Below are 25,689 nucleotides of genomic sequence, written 5' to 3'. Positions count from 1 at the left end.
TTGCTGATATGGCTCAGTTGGTAGAGCACACCCTTGGTAAGGGTGAGGTCCCCAGTTCGAATCTGGGTATCAGCACCATATAATCGGCATTTAAAAAGAATTTACCTAGCGGCAATAGCGCGGTGGTCCCACCTGACCCCATGCCGAACTCAGTAGTGAAACGCCGTAGCGCCGATGGTAGTGTGGGGTCTCCCCATGTGAGAGTAGGGAACTGCTAGGTTTTAAATATAAGAAGCCACCCAATGGGTGGCTTTTTGCTTTCTGACGCTTATGAAAAGTAAGTAAATCATTCCATAATGATCCCGAAATTATCTTATTTTATTATTCTTGCTACCCACGATTAAGTCTGGCTGATAGACTTACTTCATTATTGTTATATTTTTCCTGAAGGTAGTAATGAATCCAACTTCTGAACTCAAACCATTCAACAGCTTTGGTATTGATGCAAAAGCATTATCAGTTTTTATAGTAGAGAATAAACAATCACTCCATCAACAATGGCTGAAAGCGAAAAATGATAATTTACCAGTATTGCTGCTTGGTGGGGGGAGTAATGTTTTATTTGTAGAGGACTTTGACGGTGTCGTTATCATTAATCAGCTAAAAGGTATTGAAATTACAGAGTCTGATGATTATTGGTATGTGCATGTTCAGGCCGGTGAAAATTGGCATCTATTACTGGAAAAATTACTACAAAAAGGTATCTATGGTGCGGAGAATCTTGCTTTAATCCCTGGATGTGCGGGGTCCGCGCCAATTCAAAACATCGGTGCTTATGGTGTTGAACTGAAAGATATTTGTGATTATGTGGATATTCTGTCACTTGAAACAAATCAAGAAACGCGTATTGCAGCGAGTGAGTGCCAATTTGGTTACCGTGATAGCATTTTTAAACATGAGTACCAACAGGGTTATGTGATTGTTAGCGTTGGGCTGAAATTCGCAAAAAAATGGCAGCCTAAACTTACCTATGGTGACTTAACACAGTTTAATCCCGAAACAGTAACACCTAAGCAAGTTTTTGATGCAGTGTGCCAGACTCGAAGAAGTAAATTGCCTGATCCTGCAGTTACTGGTAATGCTGGTAGTTTCTTTAAAAATCCTGTGATTTCAGCTGAAAAAGCAGCAAAAATTAAGCAAGAAAATCCAAATTGTCCTCAATATATCCAAGCCGATGGTAGCGTGAAATTAGCGGCTGGTTGGCTTATTGACCAGTGTGGTTTGAAAGGGCATGAAATAGGGGGAGCGGCAGTTCACACTCAGCAGGCGCTTGTTTTAATTAATAAACATGAAGCGACAGGGGGTGATGTTGTTAACCTAGCGAAATACGTTAGCCAAAGCGTTGCAAAGCGTTTTGATATTATTTTAGAACCTGAAGTTCGGTTTATTGGTCGTCAAGGTGAGGTTAACGCAATGGATTATATTCAATGAAAGAGACATCAATCCCTTTACAGCTGATAGATATTTTATCGGATGCTCAAATACACTCGGGCGAGCAACTCGGCGACAAACTTGGCATGAGCCGAGCTGCGATTAATAAACATATTAAAACATTACGCTCATGGGGTTTGAACATCGAAACGGTGACGAGTAAAGGGTATAAGCTGCCTCACCAAATAAATTTACTGAATAAAGACAGGATCAAACAATACGTTAATGGCGTCAATATCATTGTGGAACCTGTTATTGATTCTACGAATCAGTATATGCTTGAACGCATTCCAAGTTTAACATCGGGAGATACTTGCCTTGCAGAGTACCAGAGTGCAGGTCGAGGCAGAAGAGGTCGTCAATGGATTTCTCCCTTTGGCTGTAACTTGTATTTATCTATGTATTGGAAGTTAGATCAAGGCCCTGCGGCTGCGGTTGGTTTGAGCCTTGTTGTTGGAATAGTGATTGCGGAAACTTTAAACAAAATAAGTAAAGAAAAAGTAAAGGTAAAGTGGCCAAATGATCTGTATATGAATGATAAAAAGCTTGCAGGTATTTTAGTTGAATTAACGGGTAAAACAGGTGACGCTGCTCATATTATTATTGGTATTGGCATTAATATTGGAATGAATAAAACCAATATTGAAAATACAACTGCAATAACGCAAGAGTGGGCATCTTTGAGAGATGAAGTTGAAGATATAGAACGAAATGAATTATCGGCTAATATTATTCAAGCATTAAAAGATTCATTAATTTTATTTGAAAAAGAAGGATTAAAACCGTTTTTGGATAGATGGTTTAAACTTGATAATTTTTTAAATAGAAAAGTTAAGTTACTGATAGGTAATGATATTATTTCTGGTGTTGAGCGTGGAATTAATGAGCAAGGTGCATTGTTACTACAAAAAGATAATGGCGACATAATTCCTTATATTGGCGGCGAAATATCATTACGGCCAAACGAGTAATATATAATTGGCCGAAAAATTTCGGCCAATATAGATTTTATTTCCTTAGTCTGACATTTTGAATTGAATGGTTTTCACCTTTTGTCATTATTAAGCTTGCACGCTCTTTGGTAGGTAAAATATTCTCTTCGAGATTTAGCCCATTAATTTCATCCCAAATAGAACCTGCAATATTTACAGCTTCCTCTTCACTCAATTTAGAATAACTATGAAAGTATGAATCTGGGTCGGAGAATGCGCCTTGCCTAAACTTAAGAAAACGACCGATGTACCATTGTTTTAATAAAGCAGGAGCTGCATCAACATAAATTGAGAAATCAACAAAGTCAGAGACAAATACATGGTGTGGATCTTGTGGGTAGTCCATATCACTTTGTAACACATTGAGCCCTTCCAAAATTAAAATATCAGGCTGATCAATAACTTGTTCTTGGTCAGGCACAATGTCGTAGGTTAGATGGGAATAGACCGGGGCACGGACATTTCGCGCGCCTGATTTAATTTGAGAAACAAAGTTAACCAGTTTTCGCATGTCATAAGACTGTGGAAAACCTTTTTTCTTCATAATATTCCGATCTTTTAATACTTGGTTCGGATGAAGAAAGCCATCAGTCGTAATTAAATCAACTTTACGGTGCTCAGGCCAACGGGTTAATAGTGCTTGTAATAAACGTGCTGTTGTACTTTTACCTACAGCAACGCTACCAGCGATACCGATGATATAAGGCACTTTTGCTTCACTAGTTCCTAAAAACTGCTCTAGGACAGCCTGACGACGTAAGTTAGAACTAATATAAAAATTCAATAAGCGCGATAAAGGTAGATAAATTTCAATAACATCTTCCATTGAAAGCTCTTCGTTAATCCCTTTTAACTCGAGAAGCTCACTGGATGTTAATGTCAAAGGGACGGAATCACGGAGTGTTGCCCAATGTTCTCTATCAAATTCTAAATATGGCGTAGTAATAAAATTTTCGTTCTTTTTCATAAACCAACATCTGCCTATTTTATGCAGGTTGGACAGGTTGCCTAAACACCCGTATCCAAAAAATTTGCTAGCATCATAGCGAGTGATGGGGGGGAGGCGTAGGTTTTTTTATAATATTTGTGAATTTTTTTTGAATTACACAAAAAAAATAGGTGTGATCGCTTGGAAAATAACCGATTAATCAGAGCCCTAAAAATGTGATGGGGACTAAAAAATAACATTTGAAATGTTTTGATTCGATTATCGGGCTTTACGGACTAAATAATAATGGATTATAGTTAACAGCTACTGTTGATGTTTTAATCTCAAAATAGTTAAAAAATCAACAAAATCACAAAAAGCGAACAAAATGTAAGCAAACGAACAAAAAATTAAATTTTTTTGTTGCAACATGCGCTCACTCTTCCTAGAATGCGCAGCACTTGATGCCGGCATAGCTCAGTTGGTAGAGCAACTGACTTGTAATCAGTAGGTCCCGAGTTCGACTCTTGGTGCCGGCACCATTAAAAATTTGGATAGGTGGGATACCCAAGCGGCCAAAGGGAGCAGACTGTAAATCTGCCGTCACAGACTTCGAAGGTTCGAATCCTTCTCCCACCACCATCTCCAAGAAGATTTCTTTATAGAAACTTCAAGGAACAGTTTAACAGCTGATAACTCAGGTAGCCGAGTTCATTGCGGGCATCGTATAATGGCTATTACCTCAGCCTTCCAAGCTGATGATGCGGGTTCGATTCCCGCTGCCCGCTCCAAGATGTGCTGATATGGCTCAGTTGGTAGAGCACACCCTTGGTAAGGGTGAGGTCGGCAGTTCGAATCTGCCTATCAGCACCACTTCCCTTATGTTCTCAATTATCTCCCTGATTTGTCTCCTGAAAAAAACAAGCGAAATAATTTCTTGCTTGGTTGATGTGGTTTAACCACCGATTCCGTGTCTTAGAGGGACAATCTAATGTCTAAAGAAAAATTTGAACGTTCAAAACCGCACGTTAACGTTGGTACTATCGGCCACGTTGACCACGGTAAAACTACTCTGACAGCAGCTATCACTACTGTTCTGGCAAAAACTTACGGCGGTTCTGCTCGTGCATTCGACCAAATCGATAACGCACCAGAAGAAAAAGCGCGTGGTATCACCATCTCTACTTCTCACGTAGAGTACGATACTCCAACTCGCCACTACGCACACGTAGACTGCCCAGGACACGCCGACTATGTTAAAAACATGATCACAGGTGCTGCACAGATGGACGGTGCAATCCTGGTTGTTGCTGCGACTGATGGCCCAATGCCACAAACTCGTGAGCACATCCTGTTAGGTCGTCAGGTTGGCGTTCCTTACATCATCGTGTTCCTGAACAAATGTGACATGGTTGATGACGAAGAACTGTTAGAATTAGTTGAAATGGAAGTTCGTGAACTTCTGTCTCAGTACGATTTCCCAGGCGACGACACTCCAGTTGTTCGTGGTTCAGCACTGAAAGCGCTGGAAGGCGAAGCTGAGTGGGAAGCGAAAATTGTTGAATTAGCAGGTTACCTGGATTCTTACATCCCAGAACCAGAGCGTGCAATTGACCGTCCATTCCTGCTGCCAATTGAAGACGTATTCTCAATCTCAGGTCGTGGTACAGTAGTAACAGGCCGTGTTGAGCGTGGTATCATCAAAGTTGGTGAAGAAGTTGAAATCGTTGGTATCAAAGAGACTGCGAAAACAACTTGTACTGGTGTTGAAATGTTCCGTAAACTTCTTGACGAAGGCCGTGCGGGTGAGAACGTTGGTGTTCTGCTGCGTGGTACTAAGCGTGAAGAAATCGAACGTGGTCAAGTACTTGCTAAACCAGGTTCAATCAAGCCACACACTAAATTTGAATCAGAAGTTTATATTCTGAGCAAAGATGAAGGTGGTCGTCACACTCCATTCTTCAAAGGTTACCGTCCACAGTTCTACTTCCGTACAACTGACGTAACAGGTACTATCGAACTGCCAGAAGGCGTAGAGATGGTAATGCCAGGTGATAACATCAACATGATCGTTACCCTGATCCACCCAATCGCGATGGACGACGGTTTACGTTTCGCAATCCGTGAAGGTGGCCGTACTGTAGGTGCGGGTGTTGTTGCAAAAATCATTGCATAATACATAGCATCACAAAATGTTAGAAAAGGGCACCTTAATTGGTGCCTTTTTTATATCTGCGCGTATCCCTTCTCCAATGTTTTAACTTCTCCATAGAAATTATTTCTCTTAGAAAAATTAGTTATTAGATATTAATTCGTTATGCTTATTGCAGAATTGCAACTTATGTGTCGGTAAATAAATATGAGTCGAAATGAGAACTATTTTTAAATTAAATATAGATGTAGAAGCCTGTGTAAATAATCTGTAATGGTAATTGAAATGCGAATCATTTTTATTTAAAATATACGTATATAATTTATACAGGCTAAAAAATATGTACGTTTGTCTTTGTGAAGCCATTACAGATAAGCAAATCAGAAATGCGGTAAGGAAATACCAAGTCAGCTCATTAAAAGGGTTGCGACAAGTATTGCCTGTCGGTCGTGAATGTGGAAAGTGTATTCGGCAAACAAGAGAGATTTTACAACAAGAGCTTATCCAGCTAGAAGAGATTTGTGCTATTGAAGTTGCATAATCGCTTACCCTTCAAATTATCTTCCAATTAGTTTTATTGCCTTTTACATAAATGCTTGTGTAAAAATTACTCTGCTAATCAATTTCAGTACTACACTTAAAAGACTGGAAGCGATGGAGGGTACAAATGAAAGGCGATAAAAAAATGATAGCCCACCTTAATAAATTGTTGGGCAATGAGCTAGTCGCAATTAACCAATATTTTTTACATGCACGTATGTTTAAAAATTGGGGGCTGACACGTCTCAATGAGATGGAATATCATGAATCAATCGATGAAATGAAACATGCCGATAAATACATAGAGCGTATTCTTTTCCTTGAAGGTATTCCTAATTTACAAGACTTAGGTAAGTTAAACATCGGTGAGGATGTGGAAGAAATGCTTAAGTCAGATTTACAGCTTGAACTTGATGGCGCAAAAAACTTAAAAGAGGCAATTAAGTACGCAGATTCTATCCATGATTATGTCAGCCGAGATCTGATGATTGAAATTTTAGCGGATGAAGAAAATCATATTGATTGGATAGAAACACAGTTAGATTTAATTGTTCGCTTAGGTATTCAAAATTATCTACAAGCTCAAGTGATCGAAGAGTAGTGACTTTAGATTTCAATCTTCTGTGAGATTTTTGATTTTGATAGGCGCCTAACTTCTGAATCCATCAGAGTTGGGCGTTTTTTTGTTATGACCATGAGAAAATTCGCACATATTTTCCCCGATTGCTTGCGTTTCGCAATAATTTACGTATAATGCGCGGGCTTACTGATGAGTAAGCCCTAATTTATTAGGACTGAAATATCAGTATTGAGCCAACGATTTGTTGCTCATTTAGACAATACTCCCGATATGGGGGTTACACTAAGACGATTACACTCCCCCATCAATCGAAATGGGTGCGAGGAGTAATCATTTACGTTTATAAAATAGTTGGAGCTCTGGTCTCATGCAGAACCAAAGAATCCGTATCCGCCTTAAAGCTTTTGATCATCGTTTAATCGATCAATCAACTGCGGAAATCGTAGAGACTGCTAAGCGCACTGGTGCGCAGGTACGTGGTCCTATCCCGCTGCCGACACGTAAAGAGCGTTTTACCGTTCTGATTTCTCCGCACGTTAATAAAGATGCGCGTGATCAGTACGAAATTCGCACTCACAAACGTCTGGTTGACATCGTTGAGCCAACCGAGAAGACCGTTGATGCTCTGATGCGTCTGGACCTGGCTGCCGGCGTTGACGTGCAGATCAGCCTGGGTTAATCAGGTCGTCGAACGATTGAGAGGTTGAAACAATGATTGGTTTAGTCGGTAAGAAAGTGGGAATGACACGTATCTTCACTGAAGATGGTGTTTCTATCCCTGTAACTGTTATCGAAATTGAAAATAACCGCGTTACTCAGGTTAAAACTGCAGAAACTGACGGTTACAATGCAATTCAGGTTACTACTGGTAGCAAAAAAGCTAACCGTGTAACTAAACCTGAAGCAGGTCATTTCGCTAAAGCTGGCGTTGAAGCTGGCCGTATTCTGCGCGAATTCCGTACTGAAGAAGGTGCTGAATTTACTGCAGGTCAAAGCATTAGCGTTGAAATTTTCGCTGACGTTAAAAAAGTCGACGTTACTGGTACATCTAAAGGTAAAGGTTTTGCTGGCACAGTTAAACGCTGGAATTTCCGTACTCAAGATGCTACTCACGGTAACTCCTTGTCACACCGTGTTCCGGGTTCTATCGGTCAGAACCAGACTCCGGGCAAAGTGTTCAAAGGCAAGAAAATGGCAGGCCAACTGGGTAATGAACGTGTAACTGTTCAAAGCTTAGATGTAGTACGTGTTGACGCTGAGCGCAACCTGCTGCTGGTCAAAGGTGCTGTTCCAGGAGCAACTGGTAGCAACCTGATCGTAAAACCGGCTGTCAAGGCTTAACGTCAAGGAGATAGGAATGGAATTGGTAATGAAAGACGCGCAAAGCGCGCTGACTGTTTCCGAAACTACCTTCGGGCGTGATTTCAATGAAGCGCTTGTTCACCAAGTAGTTGTTGCGTATGCAGCTGGTGCTCGTCAAGGTACTCGTGCTCAGAAAACTCGTGCTGAAGTTTCTGGTTCAGGTAAAAAACCATGGCGTCAAAAAGGCACAGGCCGTGCACGTTCTGGTTCAATCAAGAGCCCAATCTGGCGCTCTGGTGGTGTTAGCTTCGCAGCTAAACCACAGGACCACAGTCAAAAAGTTAATAAAAAGATGTACCGTGGTGCTTTAAAAAGCATCCTCTCTGAGTTGGTACGTCAAGATCGTCTGATCGTTGTCGAACAGTTCTCTGTTGAAGCACCTAAAACTAAGTTGCTGGCACAGAAATTGAAAGATATGGCTCTGCAAGATGTTCTGATCATCACTGCTGAATTAGATGAAAATCTGTTCTTAGCAGCACGTAACCTGTACAAGGTTGACGTTCGTGATGTAGCAGGTATCGACCCAGTTAGCCTGATTGCTTTCGACAAAGTGGTTATGACTGCTGATGCTGTGAAGCAAGTTGAGGAGATGCTGGCATGATCCGTGAAGAACGTCTGCTGAAAGTACTGCGCGCGCCGCATGTATCTGAAAAAGCTTCTACAGCGATGGAAAAAAGCAATACCATCGTTCTCAAAGTTGCAAAAGATGCAACTAAAGCAGAAATCAAAGCTGCTGTACAGAAACTGTTTGAAGTTGAAGTTGAAGGTGTTAACACTTTGCTGGTTAAAGGCAAAACTAAACGCCACGGTCAGCGTACTGGTCGTCGTAGCGACTGGAAAAAAGCTTACGTTACGCTGAAAGAAGGCCAGAATCTGGACTTCATTAGCGGCGCAGAGTAAGTCGGAGGAGTAAAGAACAATGGCAGTTGTTAAATGTAAACCTACGTCTCCGGGCCGTCGCCACGTAGTTAAAGTGGTTAACCCTGAGCTGCATAAGGGTAAACCTTATGCTCCGCTGTTAGAAAAAAACAGCAAATCCGGTGGTCGTAACAACAATGGCCGTATCACTACCCGTCACATCGGTGGTGGCCATAAGCAGCATTATCGTTTAGTTGACTTTAAACGCAACAAAGATGGTATCCCTGCTGTTGTTGAGCGTTTGGAATATGATCCAAATCGTTCTGCGAACATCGCACTGGTTCTATATAAAGACGGTGAACGTCGTTATATTCTTGCACCAAAAGGCCTGAAAGCTGGCGACCAGATTCAATCTGGTGTTGATTCAGCAATCAAAGCTGGTAATGCAATGCCAATGCGCAACATCCCTGTTGGTTCTACAGTTCACAACATTGAACTGAAACCAGGTAAAGGTGGTCAGTTAGCGCGTTCAGCAGGTACTTACGCTCAAATCGTTGCTCGTGATGGTGCTTATGTAACATTACGTCTGCGTTCTGGTGAAATGCGTAAAGTATTAGCAGATTGCCGTGCAACCTTAGGTGAAGTTGGTAACGCTGAACATATGTTACGTGTTCTCGGTAAAGCTGGTGCTAGCCGCTGGCGTGGTATTCGTCCTACCGTTCGCGGTACTGCGATGAACCCAGTAGACCATCCACATGGTGGTGGTGAAGGCCGTAACTTTGGTAAACACCCAGTAACACCATGGGGCGTTCAGACCAAAGGTAAGAAAACTCGTAGCAACAAGCGTACTGATCAATTCATCGTACGTCATCGTTCTAAAAAATAATTAGAGGATAAGCCATGCCACGTTCTCTCAAGAAAGGTCCTTTCATTGACCTGCACTTGCTGAAGAAGGTAGAGAAAGCGGTGGAAAGCGGAGACAAGAAGCCTCTCAAGACTTGGTCCCGTCGTTCAACGATCTTTCCTAATATGATCGGATTGACCATCGCTGTCCATAATGGTCGTCAGCATGTTCCAGTTTTCGTAACCGACGAAATGGTTGGTCACAAACTGGGTGAATTCGCACCGACTCGCACTTATCGCGGCCATGCGGCAGATAAGAAAGCTAAGAAACGTTAAGGATAGGAGGAAGAGATGGAAACTTTAGCTATACATCGCCACGCTCGTTCTTCTGCCCAGAAGGTTCGCTTAGTCGCCGACCTGATTCGCGGTAAGAAAGTGTCGCAAGCTCTGGAAATTCTGACCTACACCAACAAGAAAGCTGCTGGTTTAGTGAAGAAAGTACTTGAATCTGCAATTGCTAACGCAGAGCAAAACGATGGCGCTGACATTGATGACCTGAAAGTTGCGAAAATTTTCGTAGACGATGGTCCAACTATGAAACGCATCATGCCGCGTGCGAAAGGCCGTGCAGATCGTATTCTTAAGCGCACCAGCCACATTACTGTGGTTGTGTCCGATCGCTGAGACTCTGGAGACTAGCAATGGGTCAGAAAGTACATCCTAATGGTATTCGCCTGGGTATTGTCAAACCTTGGAACTCTACTTGGTATGCGAATACTAATGAATTCGCTGACAACCTAGACAGCGATTTTAAAGTACGTCAGTACTTGAATAAAGAACTGGCAAAAGCGTCAATCTCTCGCATCGTTATCGAACGTCCTGCGAAAAGCATCCGTGTGACTATTCACACTGCTCGCCCAGGTATCGTTATCGGTAAGAAAGGTGAAGACGTTGAAAAACTGCGTAAAACAGTAGCGGATATCGCTGGTGTTCCTGCGCAAATCAATATCGCCGAAGTTCGTAAACCAGAACTAGACGCAAAATTAGTTGCTGACAGCATCTCTTCACAGCTGGAACGTCGTGTTATGTTCCGTCGTGCTATGAAGCGTGCAGTACAGAACGCAATGCGTCTGGGCGCTAAAGGTATCAAAGTTGAAGTCAGTGGCCGTTTAGGCGGTGCTGAAATCGCTCGTACCGAGTGGTATCGTGAAGGCCGTGTGCCACTGCACACATTACGTGCTGATATCGATTACAACACTTCAGAAGCGCACACTACATATGGTGTTCTCGGCGTTAAGGTATGGATCTTCAAAGGTGAGATTCTGGGTGGTATGGCTGCTGTTGAACAAGCTGAGAAACCAGCTGCTCAACCTAAAAAGCAGCAGCGTAAAGGCCGCAAGTAAGGAGAGTCGCTGATGTTACAACCAAAGCGTACAAAATTCCGTAAGGTGCACAAGGGCCGCAACCGTGGTCTAGCGCAAGGTACGGATGTTAGCTTCGGCACTTTCGGTCTTAAAGCTGTTGGCCGTGGTCGTCTGACTGCACGTCAGATCGAAGCGGCACGTCGTGCTATGACCCGTGCTATTAAGCGTCAAGGTAAAATCTGGATCCGTGTGTTCCCAGACAAACCAATCACTGAGAAACCACTCGAAGTTCGTATGGGTAAAGGTAAAGGTAACGTAGAATATTGGGTTGCCTTAATCCAGCCTGGAAAAGTCCTGTACGAAATGGACGGTGTGCCTGAAGAGCTGGCTCGTGAGGCATTCTCTCTGGCAGCAGCGAAACTGCCTATCAAAACCACCTTTGTAACTAAGACGGTGATGTAATGAAAGCACAAGAGCTGCGCGTAAAAAGCGTTGAAGAGCTGAATGCTGAACTGCTGAATCTGCTGCGTGAACAATTTAATTTACGTATGCAAGCTGCAAGCGGTCAGCTACAACAGTCTCATCTGTTGAAACAAGTGCGTCGCGATATCGCACGTGTGAAGACTTTACTGACTGAGAAGGCAGGTGCGTAATGAGCGATAAAATCCGTACTCTGCAAGGTCGTGTAGTTAGCGATAAAATGGAGAAATCTATTGTTGTTGCTATCGAGCGTATGGTGAAACACCCTCTGTATGGTAAATTCATCCGTCGTACGACTAAATTGCACGTACATGACGAGAACAATGAATGTGGAATTGGTGACGTGGTAGAAATCCGCGAAACTCGTCCACTGTCTAAGACTAAGTCTTGGGCCTTAGTTCGCGTTGTAGAAAAAGCTGTTCTGTAATAGAATAGATTTTTCGTGATGAATAAACGGCTCTTTTTGACTGAGCCGTTTATTTTTTTCTGTCCATCGCGTTGATGTGGTGTTATAATGCCGCGCCCTCGTAGTATGGGTATATTTGAACGGCCTCTTCATAATGAGGTGGCTCAGTAGTAGTTGACATTTAGCGGAGCACTAAAATGATCCAAGAACAGACTATGCTGAACGTGGCCGACAACTCCGGTGCACGTCGCGTAATGTGTATCAAGGTTCTAGGTGGCTCGCACCGTCGCTATGCACATGTAGGCGACATCATTAAAATTACTGTTAAAGAAGCAATTCCACGCGGTAAAGTTAAAAAGGGTGATGTCCTGAAAGCGGTAGTGGTGCGCACCAAGAAGGGTGTACGTCGCCCTGACGGTTCTGTCATTCGCTTCGATGGTAATGCTTGTGTGTTATTAAACAATAACAGCGAGCAAGTAATCGGTACGCGTATTTTTGGGCCGGTAACTCGTGAACTTCGTAATGAGAAGTTTATGAAAATTATCTCTCTGGCACCTGAAGTACTCTAAGGAGCGAACTATGGCAGCGAAAATCCGTCGTGATGACGAAGTTATCGTGCTAACTGGTAAAGACAAAGGTAAGCGCGGTAAAGTAAAACAGGTTCTTTCTTCTGGTAAAGTTATCGTTGAAGGTATCAATCTGGTTAAAAAACATCAGAAGCCAGTTCCGGCTCTGAATCAACCAGGTGGCATCGTTGAAAAAGAAACGGCTATTCAAGTTTCTAACGTTGCAATCTTTAACGCGGCAACTGGTAAGGCAGACCGTGTAGGCTTTAGATTCGAAGACGGCAAAAAAGTCCGTTTCTTCAAATCTAACAGTGAAACTATCAAGTAATTTTTGGAGTATACGATGGCGAAACTGCATGATTACTATAAAGACGAAGTTGTTAATAAACTCATGACTGAGTTTAGTTACTCTTCTGTCATGCAAGTCCCTCGGGTCGAGAAGATCACCCTGAATATGGGTGTTGGTGAAGCGATTGCTGATAAAAAACTGCTGGATAACGCAGCAGCTGATTTAACAGCTATCTCTGGTCAAAAACCATTGATCACCAAAGCACGCAAATCTGTTGCAGGCTTCAAAATCCGTCAGGGCTATCCAATCGGCTGTAAAGTAACCCTGCGTGGTGAACGCATGTGGGAGTTCCTTGAGCGTCTGATTTCTATTGCTGTACCACGTATTCGTGACTTCCGTGGCTTGTCCGCTAAGTCTTTCGATGGTCGCGGTAACTACAGCATGGGTGTTCGTGAACAAATCATCTTCCCTGAAATCGATTACGATAAAGTGGATCGTGTACGTGGTTTAGATATTACTATCACCACTACTGCGAAATCAGATGACGAAGGTCGCGCACTGTTAGCAGCGTTCAACTTCCCGTTCCGCAAGTAAGGCAGGGTACTCATGGCTAAGAAATCTATGAAAGCGCGTGATGTTAAACGTGCTAAATTAGCTGAGAAGTTCTTCGCAAAACGCGTTGAATTGAAAGCTATCATCTCTGATGTTAAAGCATCTGATGAAGATCGCTGGGACGCTGTTCTCAAGCTGCAAACACTGCCACGTGATTCAAGTCCTTCTCGTCAGCGTAACCGCTGCCGTCAAACAGGGCGTCCGCACGGTTTCCTGCGGAAGTTTGGTCTGAGCCGTATTAAAGTCCGTGAAGCCGCTATGCGCGGTGAAATCCCGGGCCTTAAAAAGGCAAGTTGGTAATTCCATTTGAATCACGGGAGTAAAGACAGATGAGCATGCAAGATCCCATCGCGGATATGCTGACCCGTATCCGTAACGGTCAGGCCGCGAACAAAGTTGCGGTCACCATGCCTTCCTCCAAGCTGAAAGTGGCGATTGCCAAAGTGCTGAAGGAAGAAGGTTATATTGAAGATTTTAAAATTGAAGGCGACATCAAGCCAGAATTGGAACTGACTTTACGTTATTTCCAAGGTAAGGCTGTTGTAGAAAGCATTCAGCGTGTAAGCCGCCCAAGTCTGCGCATCTATAAGAAAAAAGATGAGCTGCCACAAGTTATGGCTGGCCTAGGTATCGCTGTTGTTTCTACCTCTAAAGGTGTCATGACTGATCGTGCAGCTCGCCAAGCTGGTCTTGGTGGCGAGATTCTCTGCTACGTAGCTTAATTCGGGAGGAAAGAATGTCTCGTGTGGCAAAAGCACCCGTCGTCATTCCTGCCGGCGTAGAGGTAAAACTCAACGGTCAGGTTATTTCGATTAAGGGTAAAAACGGCGAGCTTACTCGTACTATCCATAATGCAGTTGAAGTTAAACATGAAGATGGCCATTTAACTTTCGGACCACGTGATGGTTTTGAAGATGCGTGGGCACAAGCGGGTACTACTCGTTCACTGTGCAATGCAATGGTTGTTGGTGTTACCGATGGCTTCACTAAAAAGCTTCAACTGGTTGGTGTTGGTTACCGTGCAGCAATCAAAGGCAATGCTGTTAGCTTGTCTTTAGGTTTCTCGCATCCGGTTGAACACGCACTGCCAGCAGGCATTACTGCTGAATGTCCAACACAAACTGAAATCGTACTGAAAGGTGCGGATAAGCAAGTGATTGGTCAAGTTGCAGCAGAACTGCGTGCTTACCGTCGTCCTGAGCCTTACAAAGGTAAAGGTGTTCGTTACGCCGATGAAATCGTGCGTACCAAAGAGGCTAAGAAGAAGTAAGGTAACACTATGGATAAGAAAGCAGCTCGTATCCGTCGTGCGACCCGCGCACGCCGTAAGATCCAAGAATTGGGTGCGACTCGCCTGGTGGTACATCGTACTCCACGCCATATTTATGCGCAGGTTATCGCACCAAACGGTTCTGAAACATTGGTTGCAGCTTCTACTACAGAAAAAGCTATCAATGAACAAGTTAAGTTTACTGGAAACAAAGACGCAGCAGCAGCAGTTGGTAAATTAGTTGCTGAACGCGCACTGGAAAAAGGCATCACTGTTGTTGCTTTTGACCGTTCTGGTTTCCAATATCATGGTAGAGTCCAGGCACTGGCAGATGCTGCCCGTGAAGCTGGCCTTCAGTTCTAAGGTAGAGGTGTAAGATGTCTCACATCGAAAAACAAGCTGGCGAACTGCAGGAAAAGCTGATCGCGGTAAACCGCGTAGCAAAAACCGTTAAAGGTGGCCGTATTTTCAGCTTTACCGCACTGACTGTAGTTGGTGATGGTAACGGTCGCGTTGGTTTTGGCTACGGCAAAGCGCGCGAAGTTCCGGCAGCAATCCAGAAAGCGATGGAAAAAGCCCGTCGCAGTATGAAAACCGTTGCTCTTAACAACGGCACATTATTCCACCCAGTGAAAGGTACACACACCGGTTCCCGCGTGTTTATGCAACCTGCTCACGAAGGTACTGGTATTATTGCCGGTGGTGCAATGCGTGCAGTGTTAGAAGTAGCTGGAGTTCGCAACGTACTGGCTAAAACCTACGGTTCCACAAACCCAATCAACGTGGTTCGTGCAACACTGGATGCTTTAGACAGCATGAAGTCTCCAGAAATGGTCGCAGCTAAGCGTGGAAAATCCGTCGAAGAAATTCTGGGGTAATCAGCCATGGCTAAGACTATTAAAATTACACAAGTTCGCAGTTCAATCGGTCGTCTGCCTAAGCATAAGGCAACACTGGTCGGTTTAGGTCTGCGTCGCATTGGTCATACAGTAGAACGTGAGGATACTCCTGCCGTTCGTGGTATGGTCAACTTGGTTTCCTACATGGTTAAAGTTGAGGAGTAAGAGATGCGTTTAAATACTCTGTCTCCGGCTGAAGGTGCCAAGCACGCGCCTAAACGCGTAGGTCGTGGTATCGGTTCTGGTCTGGGTAAAACTGGCGGACGTGGTCACAAAGGTCAGAAATCTCGTTCTGGCGGTGGCGTACGCCGTGGTTTCGAAGGTGGCCAGATGCCTTTATACCGTCGTTTGCCGAAATTCGGCTTTACTTCACGCAAAGCAATGATCACTGCAGAGATTCGTCTGTCTGATTTTGCAGCTGTTGAAGGCGATGTTATTGATCTGAACGCACTGAAAGCCGCGAACGTTGTTGGCATCCAGATTGAATTTGCGAAAGTTATTCTGTCTGGCGAAGTGAACCGTGCAGTTACTGTACGTGGCCTTCGTGTTACTAAAGGTGCTCGCGCTGCAATCGAAGCTGCCGGCGGTAAAATTGAGGAATAAGTGACAGATGGCTAAACAACCAGGATTAGATTTTCAAAGTGCCAAAGGTGGAGCTGGCGAACTTAAACGCAGACTTTTGTTTGTAATTGGTGCGCTAATTGTATTCCGAATTGGTTCTTTTATTCCAATCCCTGGTATTGATGCCACTGTGCTTGCCAAATTGCTCGAACAGCAACAAGGCACCATCATTGAAATGTTTAACATGTTCTCTGGTGGTGCTCTTAGCCGTGCTTCTATCTTTGCTTTGGGTATCATGCCGTATATTTCGGCATCGATCATTGTCCAATTATTATCAGTGGTTAATCCACGATTAGCAGAGATTAAGAAGGAAGGAGAAGCAGGTCGTCGGAAGATAAGCCAATATACTCGTTGGGGTACTCTGGTATTAGCAATATTCCAATCTATTGGTATTGCAATGGGTCTACCGAATATGCCAGGGATGCAAGGATTAGTGATTGATCCAGGCCTTCCGTTCTACTTTACGGCAGTTGTTAGCTTAGTCACAGGAACCATGTTCCTTATGTGGTTAGGCGAACAGATAACTGAAAGAGGTATCGGTAACGGTATTTCAATCATTATCTTCGCTGGTATCGTTGCGGGATTACCGCCGGCCATTGGCCATACCATCGAGCAAGCTCGGCAAGGCGATCTGCACTTCCTCCTGTTGCTGTTGGTTGCGGTGTTAGTATTCGCGGTAACTTTCTTTGTTGTGTTTATGGAACGTGGTCAACGTCGTATTGTCGTTAATTACGCTAAACGTCAGCAAGGACGCCGTGTTTATGCAGCACAAAGTACACATTTACCGTTAAAAGTGAATATGGCGGGTGTAATTCCTGCAATTTTTGCTTCCAGTATCATACTATTCCCAGGTACAATAGCATCTTGGTTTGGTGATGGAACTGGCTGGGACTGGCTGACTACAATTTCTATGTACTTACAGCCTGGTCAACCGTTATATGTGTTGCTTTATGCTTCTGCGATCATCTTCTTCTGTTTCTTCTATACGGCGTTGGTTTTCAACCCGAGAGAAACAGCAGATAACCTGAAGAAGTCCGGTGCATTTGTACCAGGAATTCGTCCGGGAGAGCAAACGGCCAAGTACATTGATAAGGTAATGACTCGCCTGACATTAGTTGGTGCGTTATACATTACCTTTATCTGCCTAATCCCGGAGTTCATGCGTGACGCAATGAAAGTACCTTTCTACTTTGGTGGTACTTCCCTCTTAATTGTGGTTGTCGTTATCATGGACTTTATGGCTCAAGTGCAAACTCTGATGATGTCAAGTCAGTATGAGTCTGCATTGAAGAAAGCAAACCTTAAAGGTAAATAATCACTTAGTGTGGTTATGGTTTGCTAGAAGTTACGGAGAGTAAAAATGAAAGTTCGTGCTTCCGTCAAGAAATTATGCCGTAACTGTAAAGTTATCCGTCGCCATGGTAGCGTTCGTGTAATTTGCAGTGTTGAACCAAGACATAAACAACGTCAAGGTTAAGAAAAAGCATTTTTTTCTTGCAAAGTTGGGTTGAGCTGGCTAAATTAGCCAGCCAATCTTTTTTATCTAAGATACATTATTGTTTGAGTATCCTGAAAACGGGCTTTTCAGCACAGTAATGTATATTTTAACTTAGGAGTGCATAGTGGCCCGTATAGCAGGCATTAACATTCCTGATCATAAACATACCGTAATCGCTTTAACATCGATTTTCGGAATCGGCAAAACACGTTCACAGGCTATCTGTGAAGCAACTGGTATTGCTGAAAATGTTAAGATCAGTGAGCTGTCTGAAGAACAAATCGACAAGCTGCGTGACGAAGTTGCCAAGTATGTGGTAGAAGGTGACCTACGTCGTGAAATTACCCTGAGCATCAAGCGTCTGATGGACCTTGGATGTTACCGTGGTTTACGTCATCGTCGTGGTCTTCCTGTGCGCGGACAGCGTACTAAGACTAACGCTCGTACCCGCAAGGGTCCGCGTAAGCCGATCAAGAAATAAGTCGGGGTATTGAATAATGGCAAAGGCACCAGTTCGTGCACGTAAGCGTGTAAGAAAACAAGTCTCAGACGGTGTGGCTCATATCCATGCTTCTTTCAACAACACAATCGTTACAATTACTGACCGTCAGGGTAACGCATTAGGTTGGGCAACTGCCGGTGGTTCCGGTTTCCGTGGTTCTCGCAAATCCACTCCGTTCGCAGCTCAGGTTGCGGCAGAGCGTTGCGCAGAAGCTGTGAAAGAATACGGAATCAAAAACCTGGAAGTTATGGTTAAGGGACCGGGTCCGGGTCGCGAATCAACAATTCGTGCTCTGAACGCCGCTGGTTTCCGCATCACTAATATTACTGATGTGACTCCTATCCCTCATAACGGTTGTCGCCCACCGAAAAAACGTCGCGTTTAATACGTTTCGTTTTTTTTAGGACTGTTGGAGAAAGAAAATGGCTAGATATTTGGGTCCTAAGCTCAAGCTGAGCCGTCGCGAAGGAACAGACCTCTTTCTGAAGTCTGGTGTTCGCGCGATTGACACCAAGTGTAAATTAGAACAGGCACCAGGCCAGCACGGAGCGCGTAAACCGCGTCTGTCTGACTACGGTGTTCAGTTACGTGAAAAACAAAAAGTTCGTCGTATCTACGGTGTTCTGGAACGTCAATTCCGTAACTATTACAAAGAAGCAACACGTCTAAAAGGCAACACAGGTGAAAACCTGCTGACTCTGCTGGAAGGTCGTCTTGATAACGTCGTTTATCGTATGGGCTTTGGCGCAACTCGCGCAGAAGCACGTCAAATGGTTAGCCATAAAGCTATCATGGTAAATGGTCGTGTTGTTAATATCGCTTCTTATCAGGTTTCCCCGAATGACGTTATCAGCGTTCGTGAGAAAGCTAAAAAACAGTCTCGTATTAAGGCTGCTTTAGAGCTGGCTGAACAGCGTGAGAAGCCAACTTGGCTGGAAGTTGATGCTGCTAAAATGGAAGGTGTGTTCAAACGTATTCCTGAACGTACTGACTTGTCTGCGGACATTAACGAACACCTGATCGTCGAGCTTTACTCCAAGTAAAGCTTAGCACCAAAGAGAGGACACAATGCAGGGTTCTGTGACAGAGTTTCTAAAACCGCGCCTGGTAGATATCGAGCAAGTGAGTTCGACGCACGCTAAGGTGACCCTTGAGCCTTTAGAGCGTGGCTTTGGCCATACTCTAGGTAACGCACTGCGCCGTATTCTGCTTTCGTCTATGCCGGGTTGTGCGGTGACAGAGGTTGAGATTGATGGTGTACTGCATGAGTACAGCACCAAAGAAGGTGTACAGGAAGATATCCTGGAGATTCTCCTCAACCTGAAAGGGCTGGCGGTAAAAGTTCAGGGGAAAGATGAAGTTATTTTAACCTTGAATAAATCTGGCATTGGCCCTGTGACTGCAGCCGATATCATCCATGATGGTGATGTCGAAATCGTCAAGCCACAGCATATCATCTGCCACCTGACTGACGAAAACGCATCAATTAATATGCGTATTAAAGTTCAGCGTGGTCGTGGTTATGTGCCGGCTTCTGCCCGAGTTCATTCGGAAGAAGATGAGCGCCCAATTGGTCGTTTGTTAGTCGATGCTTGCTACAGCCCTGTAGAGCGTATTGCCTACAATGTTGAAGCAGCTCGTGTTGAGCAACGTACTGACTTGGATAAGTTAGTTATCGAAATGGAAACTAATGGTACAATCGATCCTGAAGAGGCGATTCGCCGTGCAGCGACCATTCTGGCTGAACAGCTTGAAGCTTTTGTTGATTTACGTGATGTACGTCAACCAGAAGTTAAAGAAGAAAAACCAGAATTCGATCCTATCTTATTGCGCCCAGTTGACGATCTGGAATTGACTGTCCGCTCTGCTAACTGCCTTAAAGCAGAAGCTATCCACTACATCGGTGATCTGGTACAGCGTACAGAAGTTGAGTTGCTTAAAACGCCTAACCTTGGTAAGAAATCTCTTACTGAAATTAAGGACGTCTTGGCATCTCGTGGTCTTTCTCTGGGCATGCGCTTAGAAAATTGGCCACCAGCAAGTATTGCTGATGATTAAGATCACAGGTTAAGGTTTTACTGAGAAGGATAAGGTCATGCGCCATCGTAAGAGTGGTCGTCAATTGAACCGCAACAGCAGCCACCGCCAAGCTATGTTCCGTAACATGGCTGGTTCTTTAGTTCGTCATGAGATCATCAAGACGACTCTGCCTAAAGCGAAAGAACTGCGTCGCGTCGTTGAGCCGCTGATTACTCTTGCCAAGACCGACAGCGTAGCTAATCGTCGTCTGGCATTCGCACGTACTCGTGATAACGAGATCGTTGCAAAATTATTTAATGAACTGGGACCTCGTTTCGCAGCTCGTGCTGGTGGTTACACTCGTATTCTTAAGTGTGGCTTCCGTACAGGCGACAACGCTCCGATGGCTTACATCGAGCTTGTTGACCGTGCTGTTGAGTCTCAAGAAGCAGCTGCAGAGTAATCTACAGTAGCTTTCAAGAAAACCGGGTATATTTGCCCGGTTTTTTTGTACCTGCTATTCTTACCCTTCGAATGATTTGTTCTTCCCTTGAATTTTCTACTATCAATCCTTATTTACAGGTAAAGCATTATGAGTATGTATAAGATAGGTGAAATTGCCAAGTTAGCCGATGTGACTCCCGATACAGTTCGCTTCTATGAGAAACAAGGGCTAATGGGGCACAAAGTACGTACCGAAGGTGGTTATCGTTTATTTACAGAACAAGACCTTCAGAGATTACGTTTTATCCGTTATGCAAAGCAATTAGGTTTTACTTTAGAAGCAATATCAGAGCTATTGTCTATTCGTGTTGATCCAGAACACCATACTTGCCAGGAGTCTAAACATATTGTCGATATCAGATTACTAGAAGTTGAAAAAAAGATTCAAGAGCTTATTATCATGCGTGATTCACTGAAGATGTTGAGTTCTGCATGCTGTGGTGAGGAACATGCGTCAACATACTGTTCTATTATGGAGATTCTAGAGCGGGGTGCATCTAAGGTTTATTAAGGTTATTAACTGAAACTAAAGAAGGTATATTATGAGTAAATATCAGCACAAACGTGGTGAGATAAAAGATAATGCAATTGAAGCATTACTTCATGACCCATTATTTCGTCAACGAGTAGAAAAAAATAAAAAAGGAAAAGGAAGTTATACAAGAAAAGGAAAAAATAATAAGGCAAATAACTGGGAGGCCAGTGGTAATAGGTTTATTTACTTATTACCACTGGCTTTTTAGTTATTTTTTATTCTGCTCTTTCAATAAATCACGAATTTCTGATAATAAAACTTCTTCAGTAGAGGGGGGCGTTGGTTCAGCTGGTGCAGCTTCTTTTTCACGACGAACTTTATTCATTACTTTAATTGCCATAAAGATCGCAAAAGCTACAATAACAAAGTCAAATACAGTTTGTATAAACATCCCATAATTAAGTACAACAGCTGGCAAATCACCTTGTGCTTCTTTTAGTACAACACTAAATGATTTAAAGTCTACCCCACCAATGAGTAGGCCTAATGGGGGCATGATGACATCAGCAACTAATGAAGAAACAATCTTACCAAATGCAGCACCAATAATAATACCGACAGCCATATCTACTACATTGCCTTTCATGGCAAATTCGCGAAAATCTTTTAAAAAACTCATCGACGACCCCTTAATAAATAACTCAATTGAAACAAAGTGTGTTAGGTTAACAAATTATAGTCGCTAGATTTATTAAGCTGCAAATATTTACGCTCTTTTTATTATTTTATAAAAAGAACGGGCTTGGCTGGAATAATTTCTCTACGTCAGGAACGTATTTTTTATCTGTAATAAACATAATGACATGGTCACCTTGTTCAATAATATGATAATCGCTAGCTATAATAACTTCCTCTTCTCGAACTATTGCGCCAATAATTGTTCCTGGAGGAAGTTTAATTTCAGATATTTTTTTACCGACCACTTTTGAGGTATTTTCATCACCGTGTGCAATAGCTTCAATGGCTTCAGCGACACCTCTTCTTAAAGAAGAAACACTAACAATATCGGCTTTTCTTACATGGCTTAATAAAGCAGAGATTGTGGCTTGCTGAGGAGAGACGGCAATATCAATCACTCCCCCCTGAACAAGCTCAACGTAGGCTGAACGCTGGATAAGCACCATTGCTTTTTTGGCCCCCATTTTTTTCGCTAACATTGCAGACATAATATTAGCTTCATCATCATTTGTGAGGGCGATAAACACATCCATTTGCTCAATATGTTCTTCAGTGAGTAGCTCTTGGTCAGATGCATCACCATAAAATACGATGGTATCATGTAGCAGTTGTGCTAATTCTGTCGCGCGTTGCTGGTTTCGCTCGATAAGCTTAACGCTATAATCTTTTTCTAAACGCCGAGCTAGACCCGCACCAACATTTCCTCCACCCACAATCATTAAGCGCTTATAGGGTTTTTCCAGCCTTTGTAGCTCACTCATTACTGCGCGAATATGTTGTGTTGAAGCGACAAAGAAGACTTCATCACCTGCTTCAATAACCGTTGAGCCTTGAGGACGAATAGGGCGATCTTGCCGAAATATCGCAACAACTCGCGTATCTATATGTGGCATATGTTCACGTAAGCTAGATAAAGCATTCCCTACCAGTGAACCACCATAGTAAGCTTTTACAGCAACAATACTGACTTTACCTTCCGCAAAATTAACAACCTGAAGAGCACCAGGATATTGAATCAGTTTATAGATATAGTCGATAACCAATTGCTCAGGTGATATCAGGTAGTCAATTGGGATCTGCTCAGGAAGAAAAAGCTTATCTGCCTCACGGATATATTCGGTGGCTCTGATCCGTGCAATTTTATTCGGCGTATTAAATAGGCTATATGCAATTTGGCAAGCAATCATATTTGTTTCGTCAGAGTTAGTGACCGCGACTAACATATCAGCATCTTCAGCCCCTGCGTCACGAAGCACGCGTGGATGGGAGCCATGACCATTGACGACACGTAGATCGAATTGATCTTGCAGCTGGCGCAGACGATCGCCATCGGTATCAACGACTGTAATATCATTGTTCTCATCAACTAAATTTTCAGCAAGTGTGCCACCGACTTGCCCAGCGCCTAGAATAATGATTTTCATTGCATATTCCTATATTAGGTAACTCATGACTTATTATTGTGCTTGTTTTATTATACGTGCATAAAAGAAGCCATCACCACCTTCAGCACTTGGCAATATTTGCAGTCCTGCCTCTGTCCCATCATTTAGATGTGCATCGGAATGTTTAGTAAGGAACCGTTGTATTTGCTGACAGTTTTCTTCAGGCATGACAGAACAGGTCGCATACAATAAAGTACCACCTGCTTTTAGATAAGGCCAAACAGCCTCTAAGATTTTAGCCTGTAATTCTGCCAGTTCATTGATATCGGAGTCACGACGTAGCCATTTTATATCAGGGTGGCGACGGATAACTCCAGTCGCCGAACAAGGTGCATCAAGTAAAATCCGATCAAATTGCTGCCCATCAGCCCATTTTTCGGGCTGTGTACCGTCTCCTTGCACGACAGTAGCGTGTTGCTTAAGACGAATTAAATTATCTTTTACTCGTTTTAGACGGGTTTCATCAATATCAACTGCAAGTACATTAGCTTTTGGTGCGAGCTCTAAAATATGTGTTGTTTTGCCACCTGGTGCCGCACATAAATCTAAAATATTTTCACCATTTTGTGGTTCAAGTCGTTCTGCACAGCCTTGAGCAGAAACATCTTGTACTGTTGACCAACCCTCATCGAAGCCTGGTAATTTTATGACTGCGGTAGGTTCCTCTAAGCGGATAGCACTGGGATGAGTTGAGTGCAAGTGTGCCGTTATTTCTGCTTGTTCTAACAGACCAAGATATTGCTCAGCAGTATGATGTTGGGAGTTGACTCTTAGCCACATAGGTGGGCGCTGATTATTTGCTTCAACAATAGTTTGCCAATCATTAGGATAAGCAACTTGTAAACGCTTGAGTAACCAACTCGGGTGAAGGTATTGGCTATTGTTATTCGCGATCCGTTCTTCTAATTGAACCTGTTGGCGTTGAAAAGAACGTAAGACACCATTGATTAAGCCTTTTAGTTGAGGGCGTTTGAGTGCGACGGCACCATTTACGGTTTCAGCTAATGCTGCATGTGCTGGTATACGTGTGTAGAGTAGCTGATAGATACCGACCATAATTAGATAGTGCAAGGTTCTCTGTTTACCCGTGAGCGGTTTTTCCATTAATTGGCTAATAAACCATTCAAGCTTAGGTAAATAACGTAGAACACCAAAGCAAATCTCTTGTAATAATGCTCTATCTTTATCGTTGATATTACGTTGCAAATCAGGCAAAACAGTACTTAATGATTGCCCATTATCGATAACTTGGTTAATTGCAGTCGCAGCGAGACTACGCAAATTGTATGTGTTTTTCATAAGTGAAGATGGGTCTTTTAGTTACTAAAATAAAACTGCCTGATATTTCAGGCAGTTTACAGATTCGTTAATCGAGAATTTGCTCTGGGGTAAACCATTCACGGCGGGAGTTTAGTATGTCCTGCGCACTCATGGCTTTTTTGCCAGGTGGTTGTAATTGGGTGATATTTAATACGCCATTCCCCGTAGCAATGCATATCCCATTTTTATCCGCACGAATGATTGTGCCAGGTTGCTTACCTTGTAAATCTTCAATCACTTCAGCTTGCCAAACCTTAATCAGTTGTTCCTGAACCATAAAATAGCTCATCGGCCATGGATTAAATGCACGGATACAACGTTCAATATGAGTCGCATCTTGTTGCCAATCAATACGAGCTTCTTCTTTAGAGAGTTTTTCTGCGTAATTGGCAAGAGCATCATTTTGCTTTTCTGGTGTACATTGGCCCGTAGATAACATATTAACCGTATGAATTAAAGCTTCTGGCCCAGTGATAGCGAGTTTTTCATATAGGGTTGCACTGGTGTCGTTCGGCGTGATGGGGCAGACAGCTTTATACAGCATGTCGCCCGTATCTAATCCCGCATCCATCTGCATAATCGTCACCCCTGTTTCAGCGTCCCCAGCCCAAATTGAGCGTTGAATCGGTGCCGCTCCACGCCAACGAGGCAATAAGGAACCATGTACATTCAAACAGCCTAAGCGAGGAATGTCTAAAACAGCTTGGGGTAAAATCAAACCATATGCGACAACTATCATGAGATCTGCATTTCTGTCTTTGAGCCACTGTTGATTTTCAGCGCCTCTTAGAGATATGGGTTGAAAAACAGGGATGTCATGTTCCTGCGCTAAAACTTTTACAGGGCTCGGCGTTAGTTTTTTACCTCTACCTGCAGGTTTATCATGGCGAGTAAGAACGCCAACGATTTGGTGCTGGGTTCCAAGAAGAGCAGCTAAATGTTTTGCTGCAAAATCAGGCGTTCCTGCAAAGATAATTTTTAATGGTTCTGACACG

The 25,689-nt window shown here is 43.3% G+C and carries 40 protein-coding genes, 5 tRNA genes and 1 rRNA gene; 41 read left to right on the top strand and 5 right to left on the bottom strand.

The features are described 5' to 3' along the window. Positions 1-2: 2 nt before the first annotated feature. From M1F05_RS20210 to birA, 4 genes are all read left to right on the top strand, one after another. Positions 3-78 (top strand) — tRNA-Thr (locus M1F05_RS20210). Positions 79-104: 26 nt separating this feature from the next. Beyond that, positions 105-220, top strand: a 5S ribosomal RNA gene (gene rrf, locus M1F05_RS20205). Between the two features lie 176 nt (positions 221-396). Further along, positions 397-1,431, top strand: coding sequence for a UDP-N-acetylmuramate dehydrogenase (murB, locus tag M1F05_RS20200; RefSeq protein WP_206086980.1), 1,035 nt, complete (start codon positions 397-399; stop codon positions 1,429-1,431). Beyond that, positions 1,428-2,402 (top strand): bifunctional biotin--[acetyl-CoA-carboxylase] ligase/biotin operon repressor BirA, encoded by a 975-nt coding sequence (gene birA, locus M1F05_RS20195; RefSeq protein ID WP_206086981.1) that lies wholly within the window; start codon positions 1,428-1,430, stop codon positions 2,400-2,402. Before murB ends, birA begins: the two co-directional genes overlap by 4 nt. Before the next feature lie 37 nt (positions 2,403-2,439). Here birA and coaA read toward each other — a convergent pair whose 3' ends face one another. Beyond that, complete coding sequence (gene coaA / locus M1F05_RS20190; protein WP_206086982.1) at positions 2,440-3,390, bottom strand: type I pantothenate kinase; 951 nt, start codon at positions 3,388-3,390, stop codon at positions 2,440-2,442. Positions 3,391-3,817: 427 nt separating this feature from the next. Between coaA and M1F05_RS20185 the strand changes: the two genes are divergently transcribed. The 37 genes from M1F05_RS20185 to M1F05_RS20005 all read left to right on the top strand — a co-directional run bounded on the left by M1F05_RS20185 (position 3,818) and on the right by M1F05_RS20005 (position 21,459). Beyond that, positions 3,818-3,893, top strand: a tRNA-Thr gene (locus tag M1F05_RS20185). 15 nt (positions 3,894-3,908) lie between these two features. Continuing rightward, positions 3,909-3,993 (top strand) — tRNA-Tyr (locus tag M1F05_RS20180). Positions 3,994-4,067: 74 nt separating this feature from the next. After that, positions 4,068-4,142 (top strand) — tRNA-Gly (locus M1F05_RS20175). Between the two features lie 6 nt (positions 4,143-4,148). After that, positions 4,149-4,224: transfer RNA gene (locus tag M1F05_RS20170), tRNA-Thr, on the top strand. A gap of 118 nt (positions 4,225-4,342) precedes the next feature. Next, a complete protein-coding gene (gene tuf, locus M1F05_RS20165; RefSeq protein ID WP_318825957.1) occupies positions 4,343-5,527 on the top strand; it encodes an elongation factor Tu in 1,185 nt (394 codons plus the stop codon). 316 nt (positions 5,528-5,843) lie between these two features. Then, entirely contained in the window at positions 5,844-6,044 is a 201-nt protein-coding gene (bfd, locus tag M1F05_RS20160; protein ID WP_206086910.1) for a bacterioferritin-associated ferredoxin, read from the top strand. Positions 6,045-6,170: 126 nt separating this feature from the next. Beyond that, positions 6,171-6,644 carry a bacterioferritin gene (gene bfr, locus M1F05_RS20155; protein ID WP_206086911.1) on the top strand — a complete coding sequence of 158 codons (474 nt, stop codon included), beginning with the start codon at positions 6,171-6,173 and terminating at the stop codon, positions 6,642-6,644. Between the two features lie 346 nt (positions 6,645-6,990). Beyond that, on the top strand, positions 6,991-7,302 hold the full coding sequence (rpsJ, locus tag M1F05_RS20150; protein WP_001181005.1) for a 30S ribosomal protein S10: 312 nt from the start codon (positions 6,991-6,993) through the stop codon (positions 7,300-7,302). Positions 7,303-7,334: 32 nt separating this feature from the next. Then, the gene (gene rplC, locus M1F05_RS20145; protein ID WP_206086912.1) at positions 7,335-7,964 is read left to right on the top strand and encodes a 50S ribosomal protein L3; all 630 of its coding nucleotides are present in this window, start codon (positions 7,335-7,337) and stop codon (positions 7,962-7,964) included. A 16-nt stretch (positions 7,965-7,980) separates the two neighbouring features. Further along, positions 7,981-8,586, top strand: coding sequence for a 50S ribosomal protein L4 (rplD, locus tag M1F05_RS20140; RefSeq protein WP_206086913.1), 606 nt, complete (start codon positions 7,981-7,983; stop codon positions 8,584-8,586). Next, a complete protein-coding gene (gene rplW / locus M1F05_RS20135; RefSeq protein WP_206086914.1) occupies positions 8,583-8,885 on the top strand; it encodes a 50S ribosomal protein L23 in 303 nt (100 codons plus the stop codon). Before rplD ends, rplW begins: the two co-directional genes overlap by 4 nt. A gap of 19 nt (positions 8,886-8,904) precedes the next feature. Beyond that, entirely contained in the window at positions 8,905-9,729 is an 825-nt protein-coding gene (gene rplB / locus M1F05_RS20130) for a 50S ribosomal protein L2 (RefSeq protein ID WP_206086915.1), read from the top strand. A 14-nt stretch (positions 9,730-9,743) separates the two neighbouring features. Beyond that, positions 9,744-10,022: a 30S ribosomal protein S19 gene (gene rpsS, locus M1F05_RS20125; protein ID WP_004265426.1), complete on the top strand. Its 279-nt coding sequence runs from the start codon at positions 9,744-9,746 to the stop codon at positions 10,020-10,022. A gap of 15 nt (positions 10,023-10,037) precedes the next feature. Further along, a complete protein-coding gene (gene rplV / locus M1F05_RS20120) occupies positions 10,038-10,370 on the top strand; it encodes a 50S ribosomal protein L22 (protein ID WP_206086916.1) in 333 nt (110 codons plus the stop codon). Positions 10,371-10,387: 17 nt separating this feature from the next. Further along, positions 10,388-11,089 carry a 30S ribosomal protein S3 gene (gene rpsC, locus M1F05_RS20115; RefSeq protein WP_004907131.1) on the top strand — a complete coding sequence of 234 codons (702 nt, stop codon included), beginning with the start codon at positions 10,388-10,390 and terminating at the stop codon, positions 11,087-11,089. Positions 11,090-11,101: 12 nt separating this feature from the next. Beyond that, a complete protein-coding gene (rplP, locus tag M1F05_RS20110) occupies positions 11,102-11,512 on the top strand; it encodes a 50S ribosomal protein L16 (protein ID WP_004265436.1) in 411 nt (136 codons plus the stop codon). Continuing rightward, complete coding sequence (rpmC, locus tag M1F05_RS20105) at positions 11,512-11,703, top strand: 50S ribosomal protein L29 (RefSeq protein WP_206086917.1); 192 nt, start codon at positions 11,512-11,514, stop codon at positions 11,701-11,703. The genes rplP and rpmC overlap by 1 nt, the downstream gene beginning before the upstream one ends. Further along, complete coding sequence (gene rpsQ / locus M1F05_RS20100) at positions 11,703-11,957, top strand: 30S ribosomal protein S17 (RefSeq protein WP_042847566.1); 255 nt, start codon at positions 11,703-11,705, stop codon at positions 11,955-11,957. The genes rpmC and rpsQ overlap by 1 nt, the downstream gene beginning before the upstream one ends. 176 nt (positions 11,958-12,133) lie before the next feature. Continuing rightward, complete coding sequence (gene rplN / locus M1F05_RS20095; protein ID WP_004265449.1) at positions 12,134-12,505, top strand: 50S ribosomal protein L14; 372 nt, start codon at positions 12,134-12,136, stop codon at positions 12,503-12,505. A gap of 10 nt (positions 12,506-12,515) precedes the next feature. Further along, positions 12,516-12,830 (top strand): 50S ribosomal protein L24, encoded by a 315-nt coding sequence (rplX, locus tag M1F05_RS20090; RefSeq protein WP_047756683.1) that lies wholly within the window; start codon positions 12,516-12,518, stop codon positions 12,828-12,830. Positions 12,831-12,845: 15 nt separating this feature from the next. After that, entirely contained in the window at positions 12,846-13,385 is a 540-nt protein-coding gene (rplE, locus tag M1F05_RS20085) for a 50S ribosomal protein L5 (RefSeq protein WP_206086918.1), read from the top strand. A gap of 12 nt (positions 13,386-13,397) precedes the next feature. Next, the gene (rpsN, locus tag M1F05_RS20080) at positions 13,398-13,703 is read left to right on the top strand and encodes a 30S ribosomal protein S14 (protein ID WP_004265458.1); all 306 of its coding nucleotides are present in this window, start codon (positions 13,398-13,400) and stop codon (positions 13,701-13,703) included. A gap of 29 nt (positions 13,704-13,732) precedes the next feature. After that, on the top strand, positions 13,733-14,125 hold the full coding sequence (rpsH, locus tag M1F05_RS20075) for a 30S ribosomal protein S8 (protein WP_004907134.1): 393 nt from the start codon (positions 13,733-13,735) through the stop codon (positions 14,123-14,125). Positions 14,126-14,139: 14 nt separating this feature from the next. Next, positions 14,140-14,673: a 50S ribosomal protein L6 gene (gene rplF, locus M1F05_RS20070; RefSeq protein WP_206086919.1), complete on the top strand. Its 534-nt coding sequence runs from the start codon at positions 14,140-14,142 to the stop codon at positions 14,671-14,673. Positions 14,674-14,682: 9 nt separating this feature from the next. Continuing rightward, positions 14,683-15,036, top strand: a complete 354-nt coding sequence (gene rplR / locus M1F05_RS20065; RefSeq protein WP_006657021.1) for a 50S ribosomal protein L18 — start codon at positions 14,683-14,685, stop codon at positions 15,034-15,036. 14 nt (positions 15,037-15,050) lie between these two features. Then, entirely contained in the window at positions 15,051-15,551 is a 501-nt protein-coding gene (gene rpsE / locus M1F05_RS20060) for a 30S ribosomal protein S5 (protein WP_006657022.1), read from the top strand. Positions 15,552-15,557: 6 nt separating this feature from the next. Beyond that, the gene (gene rpmD, locus M1F05_RS20055) at positions 15,558-15,737 is read left to right on the top strand and encodes a 50S ribosomal protein L30 (protein ID WP_004265475.1); all 180 of its coding nucleotides are present in this window, start codon (positions 15,558-15,560) and stop codon (positions 15,735-15,737) included. A gap of 3 nt (positions 15,738-15,740) precedes the next feature. After that, positions 15,741-16,175, top strand: coding sequence for a 50S ribosomal protein L15 (rplO, locus tag M1F05_RS20050; RefSeq protein ID WP_206086920.1), 435 nt, complete (start codon positions 15,741-15,743; stop codon positions 16,173-16,175). Between the two features lie 7 nt (positions 16,176-16,182). After that, on the top strand, positions 16,183-17,508 hold the full coding sequence (gene secY / locus M1F05_RS20045; protein ID WP_206086921.1) for a preprotein translocase subunit SecY: 1,326 nt from the start codon (positions 16,183-16,185) through the stop codon (positions 17,506-17,508). A gap of 45 nt (positions 17,509-17,553) precedes the next feature. Beyond that, a complete protein-coding gene (rpmJ, locus tag M1F05_RS20040) occupies positions 17,554-17,670 on the top strand; it encodes a 50S ribosomal protein L36 (protein WP_206086922.1) in 117 nt (38 codons plus the stop codon). A 145-nt stretch (positions 17,671-17,815) separates the two neighbouring features. Beyond that, positions 17,816-18,172: a 30S ribosomal protein S13 gene (gene rpsM / locus M1F05_RS20035; RefSeq protein ID WP_004907144.1), complete on the top strand. Its 357-nt coding sequence runs from the start codon at positions 17,816-17,818 to the stop codon at positions 18,170-18,172. A gap of 16 nt (positions 18,173-18,188) precedes the next feature. Further along, the gene (gene rpsK / locus M1F05_RS20030) at positions 18,189-18,578 is read left to right on the top strand and encodes a 30S ribosomal protein S11 (protein WP_004388621.1); all 390 of its coding nucleotides are present in this window, start codon (positions 18,189-18,191) and stop codon (positions 18,576-18,578) included. A gap of 37 nt (positions 18,579-18,615) precedes the next feature. Beyond that, positions 18,616-19,236 carry a 30S ribosomal protein S4 gene (rpsD, locus tag M1F05_RS20025; protein ID WP_004265487.1) on the top strand — a complete coding sequence of 207 codons (621 nt, stop codon included), beginning with the start codon at positions 18,616-18,618 and terminating at the stop codon, positions 19,234-19,236. Positions 19,237-19,261: 25 nt separating this feature from the next. Next, positions 19,262-20,251 carry a DNA-directed RNA polymerase subunit alpha gene (locus M1F05_RS20020; protein WP_206086923.1) on the top strand — a complete coding sequence of 330 codons (990 nt, stop codon included), beginning with the start codon at positions 19,262-19,264 and terminating at the stop codon, positions 20,249-20,251. A 37-nt stretch (positions 20,252-20,288) separates the two neighbouring features. Further along, complete coding sequence (gene rplQ, locus M1F05_RS20015; protein WP_014657271.1) at positions 20,289-20,675, top strand: 50S ribosomal protein L17; 387 nt, start codon at positions 20,289-20,291, stop codon at positions 20,673-20,675. Between the two features lie 135 nt (positions 20,676-20,810). Beyond that, complete coding sequence (gene zntR / locus M1F05_RS20010) at positions 20,811-21,227, top strand: Zn(2+)-responsive transcriptional regulator (protein ID WP_272516391.1); 417 nt, start codon at positions 20,811-20,813, stop codon at positions 21,225-21,227. 31 nt (positions 21,228-21,258) lie between these two features. Further along, on the top strand, positions 21,259-21,459 hold the full coding sequence (locus M1F05_RS20005; protein WP_047756676.1) for an alternative ribosome-rescue factor A: 201 nt from the start codon (positions 21,259-21,261) through the stop codon (positions 21,457-21,459). Here M1F05_RS20005 and mscL read toward each other — a convergent pair whose 3' ends face one another. From mscL to fmt, 4 genes are all read right to left on the bottom strand, one after another. Then, positions 21,460-21,870 (bottom strand): large-conductance mechanosensitive channel protein MscL, encoded by a 411-nt coding sequence (gene mscL / locus M1F05_RS20000; RefSeq protein ID WP_206086924.1) that lies wholly within the window; start codon positions 21,868-21,870, stop codon positions 21,460-21,462. A 106-nt stretch (positions 21,871-21,976) separates the two neighbouring features. Continuing rightward, the gene (gene trkA, locus M1F05_RS19995) at positions 21,977-23,353 is read right to left on the bottom strand and encodes a Trk system potassium transporter TrkA (RefSeq protein ID WP_206086925.1); all 1,377 of its coding nucleotides are present in this window, start codon (positions 23,351-23,353) and stop codon (positions 21,977-21,979) included. A 33-nt stretch (positions 23,354-23,386) separates the two neighbouring features. Next, the gene (gene rsmB, locus M1F05_RS19990; RefSeq protein ID WP_206086926.1) at positions 23,387-24,673 is read right to left on the bottom strand and encodes a 16S rRNA (cytosine(967)-C(5))-methyltransferase RsmB; all 1,287 of its coding nucleotides are present in this window, start codon (positions 24,671-24,673) and stop codon (positions 23,387-23,389) included. Between the two features lie 67 nt (positions 24,674-24,740). Continuing rightward, positions 24,741-25,688 (bottom strand): methionyl-tRNA formyltransferase, encoded by a 948-nt coding sequence (gene fmt / locus M1F05_RS19985; RefSeq protein WP_206086927.1) that lies wholly within the window; start codon positions 25,686-25,688, stop codon positions 24,741-24,743. Position 25,689: the final 1 nt, after the last annotated feature.

Source organism: Providencia sp. PROV252, assembly GCF_033676005.1.
Taxonomy (GTDB): domain Bacteria; phylum Pseudomonadota; class Gammaproteobacteria; order Enterobacterales; family Enterobacteriaceae; genus Providencia; species Providencia vermicola.
Note: the sequence above shows the minus strand (reverse complement) of the source record. Positions and strands in the feature narration are given on the sequence as shown.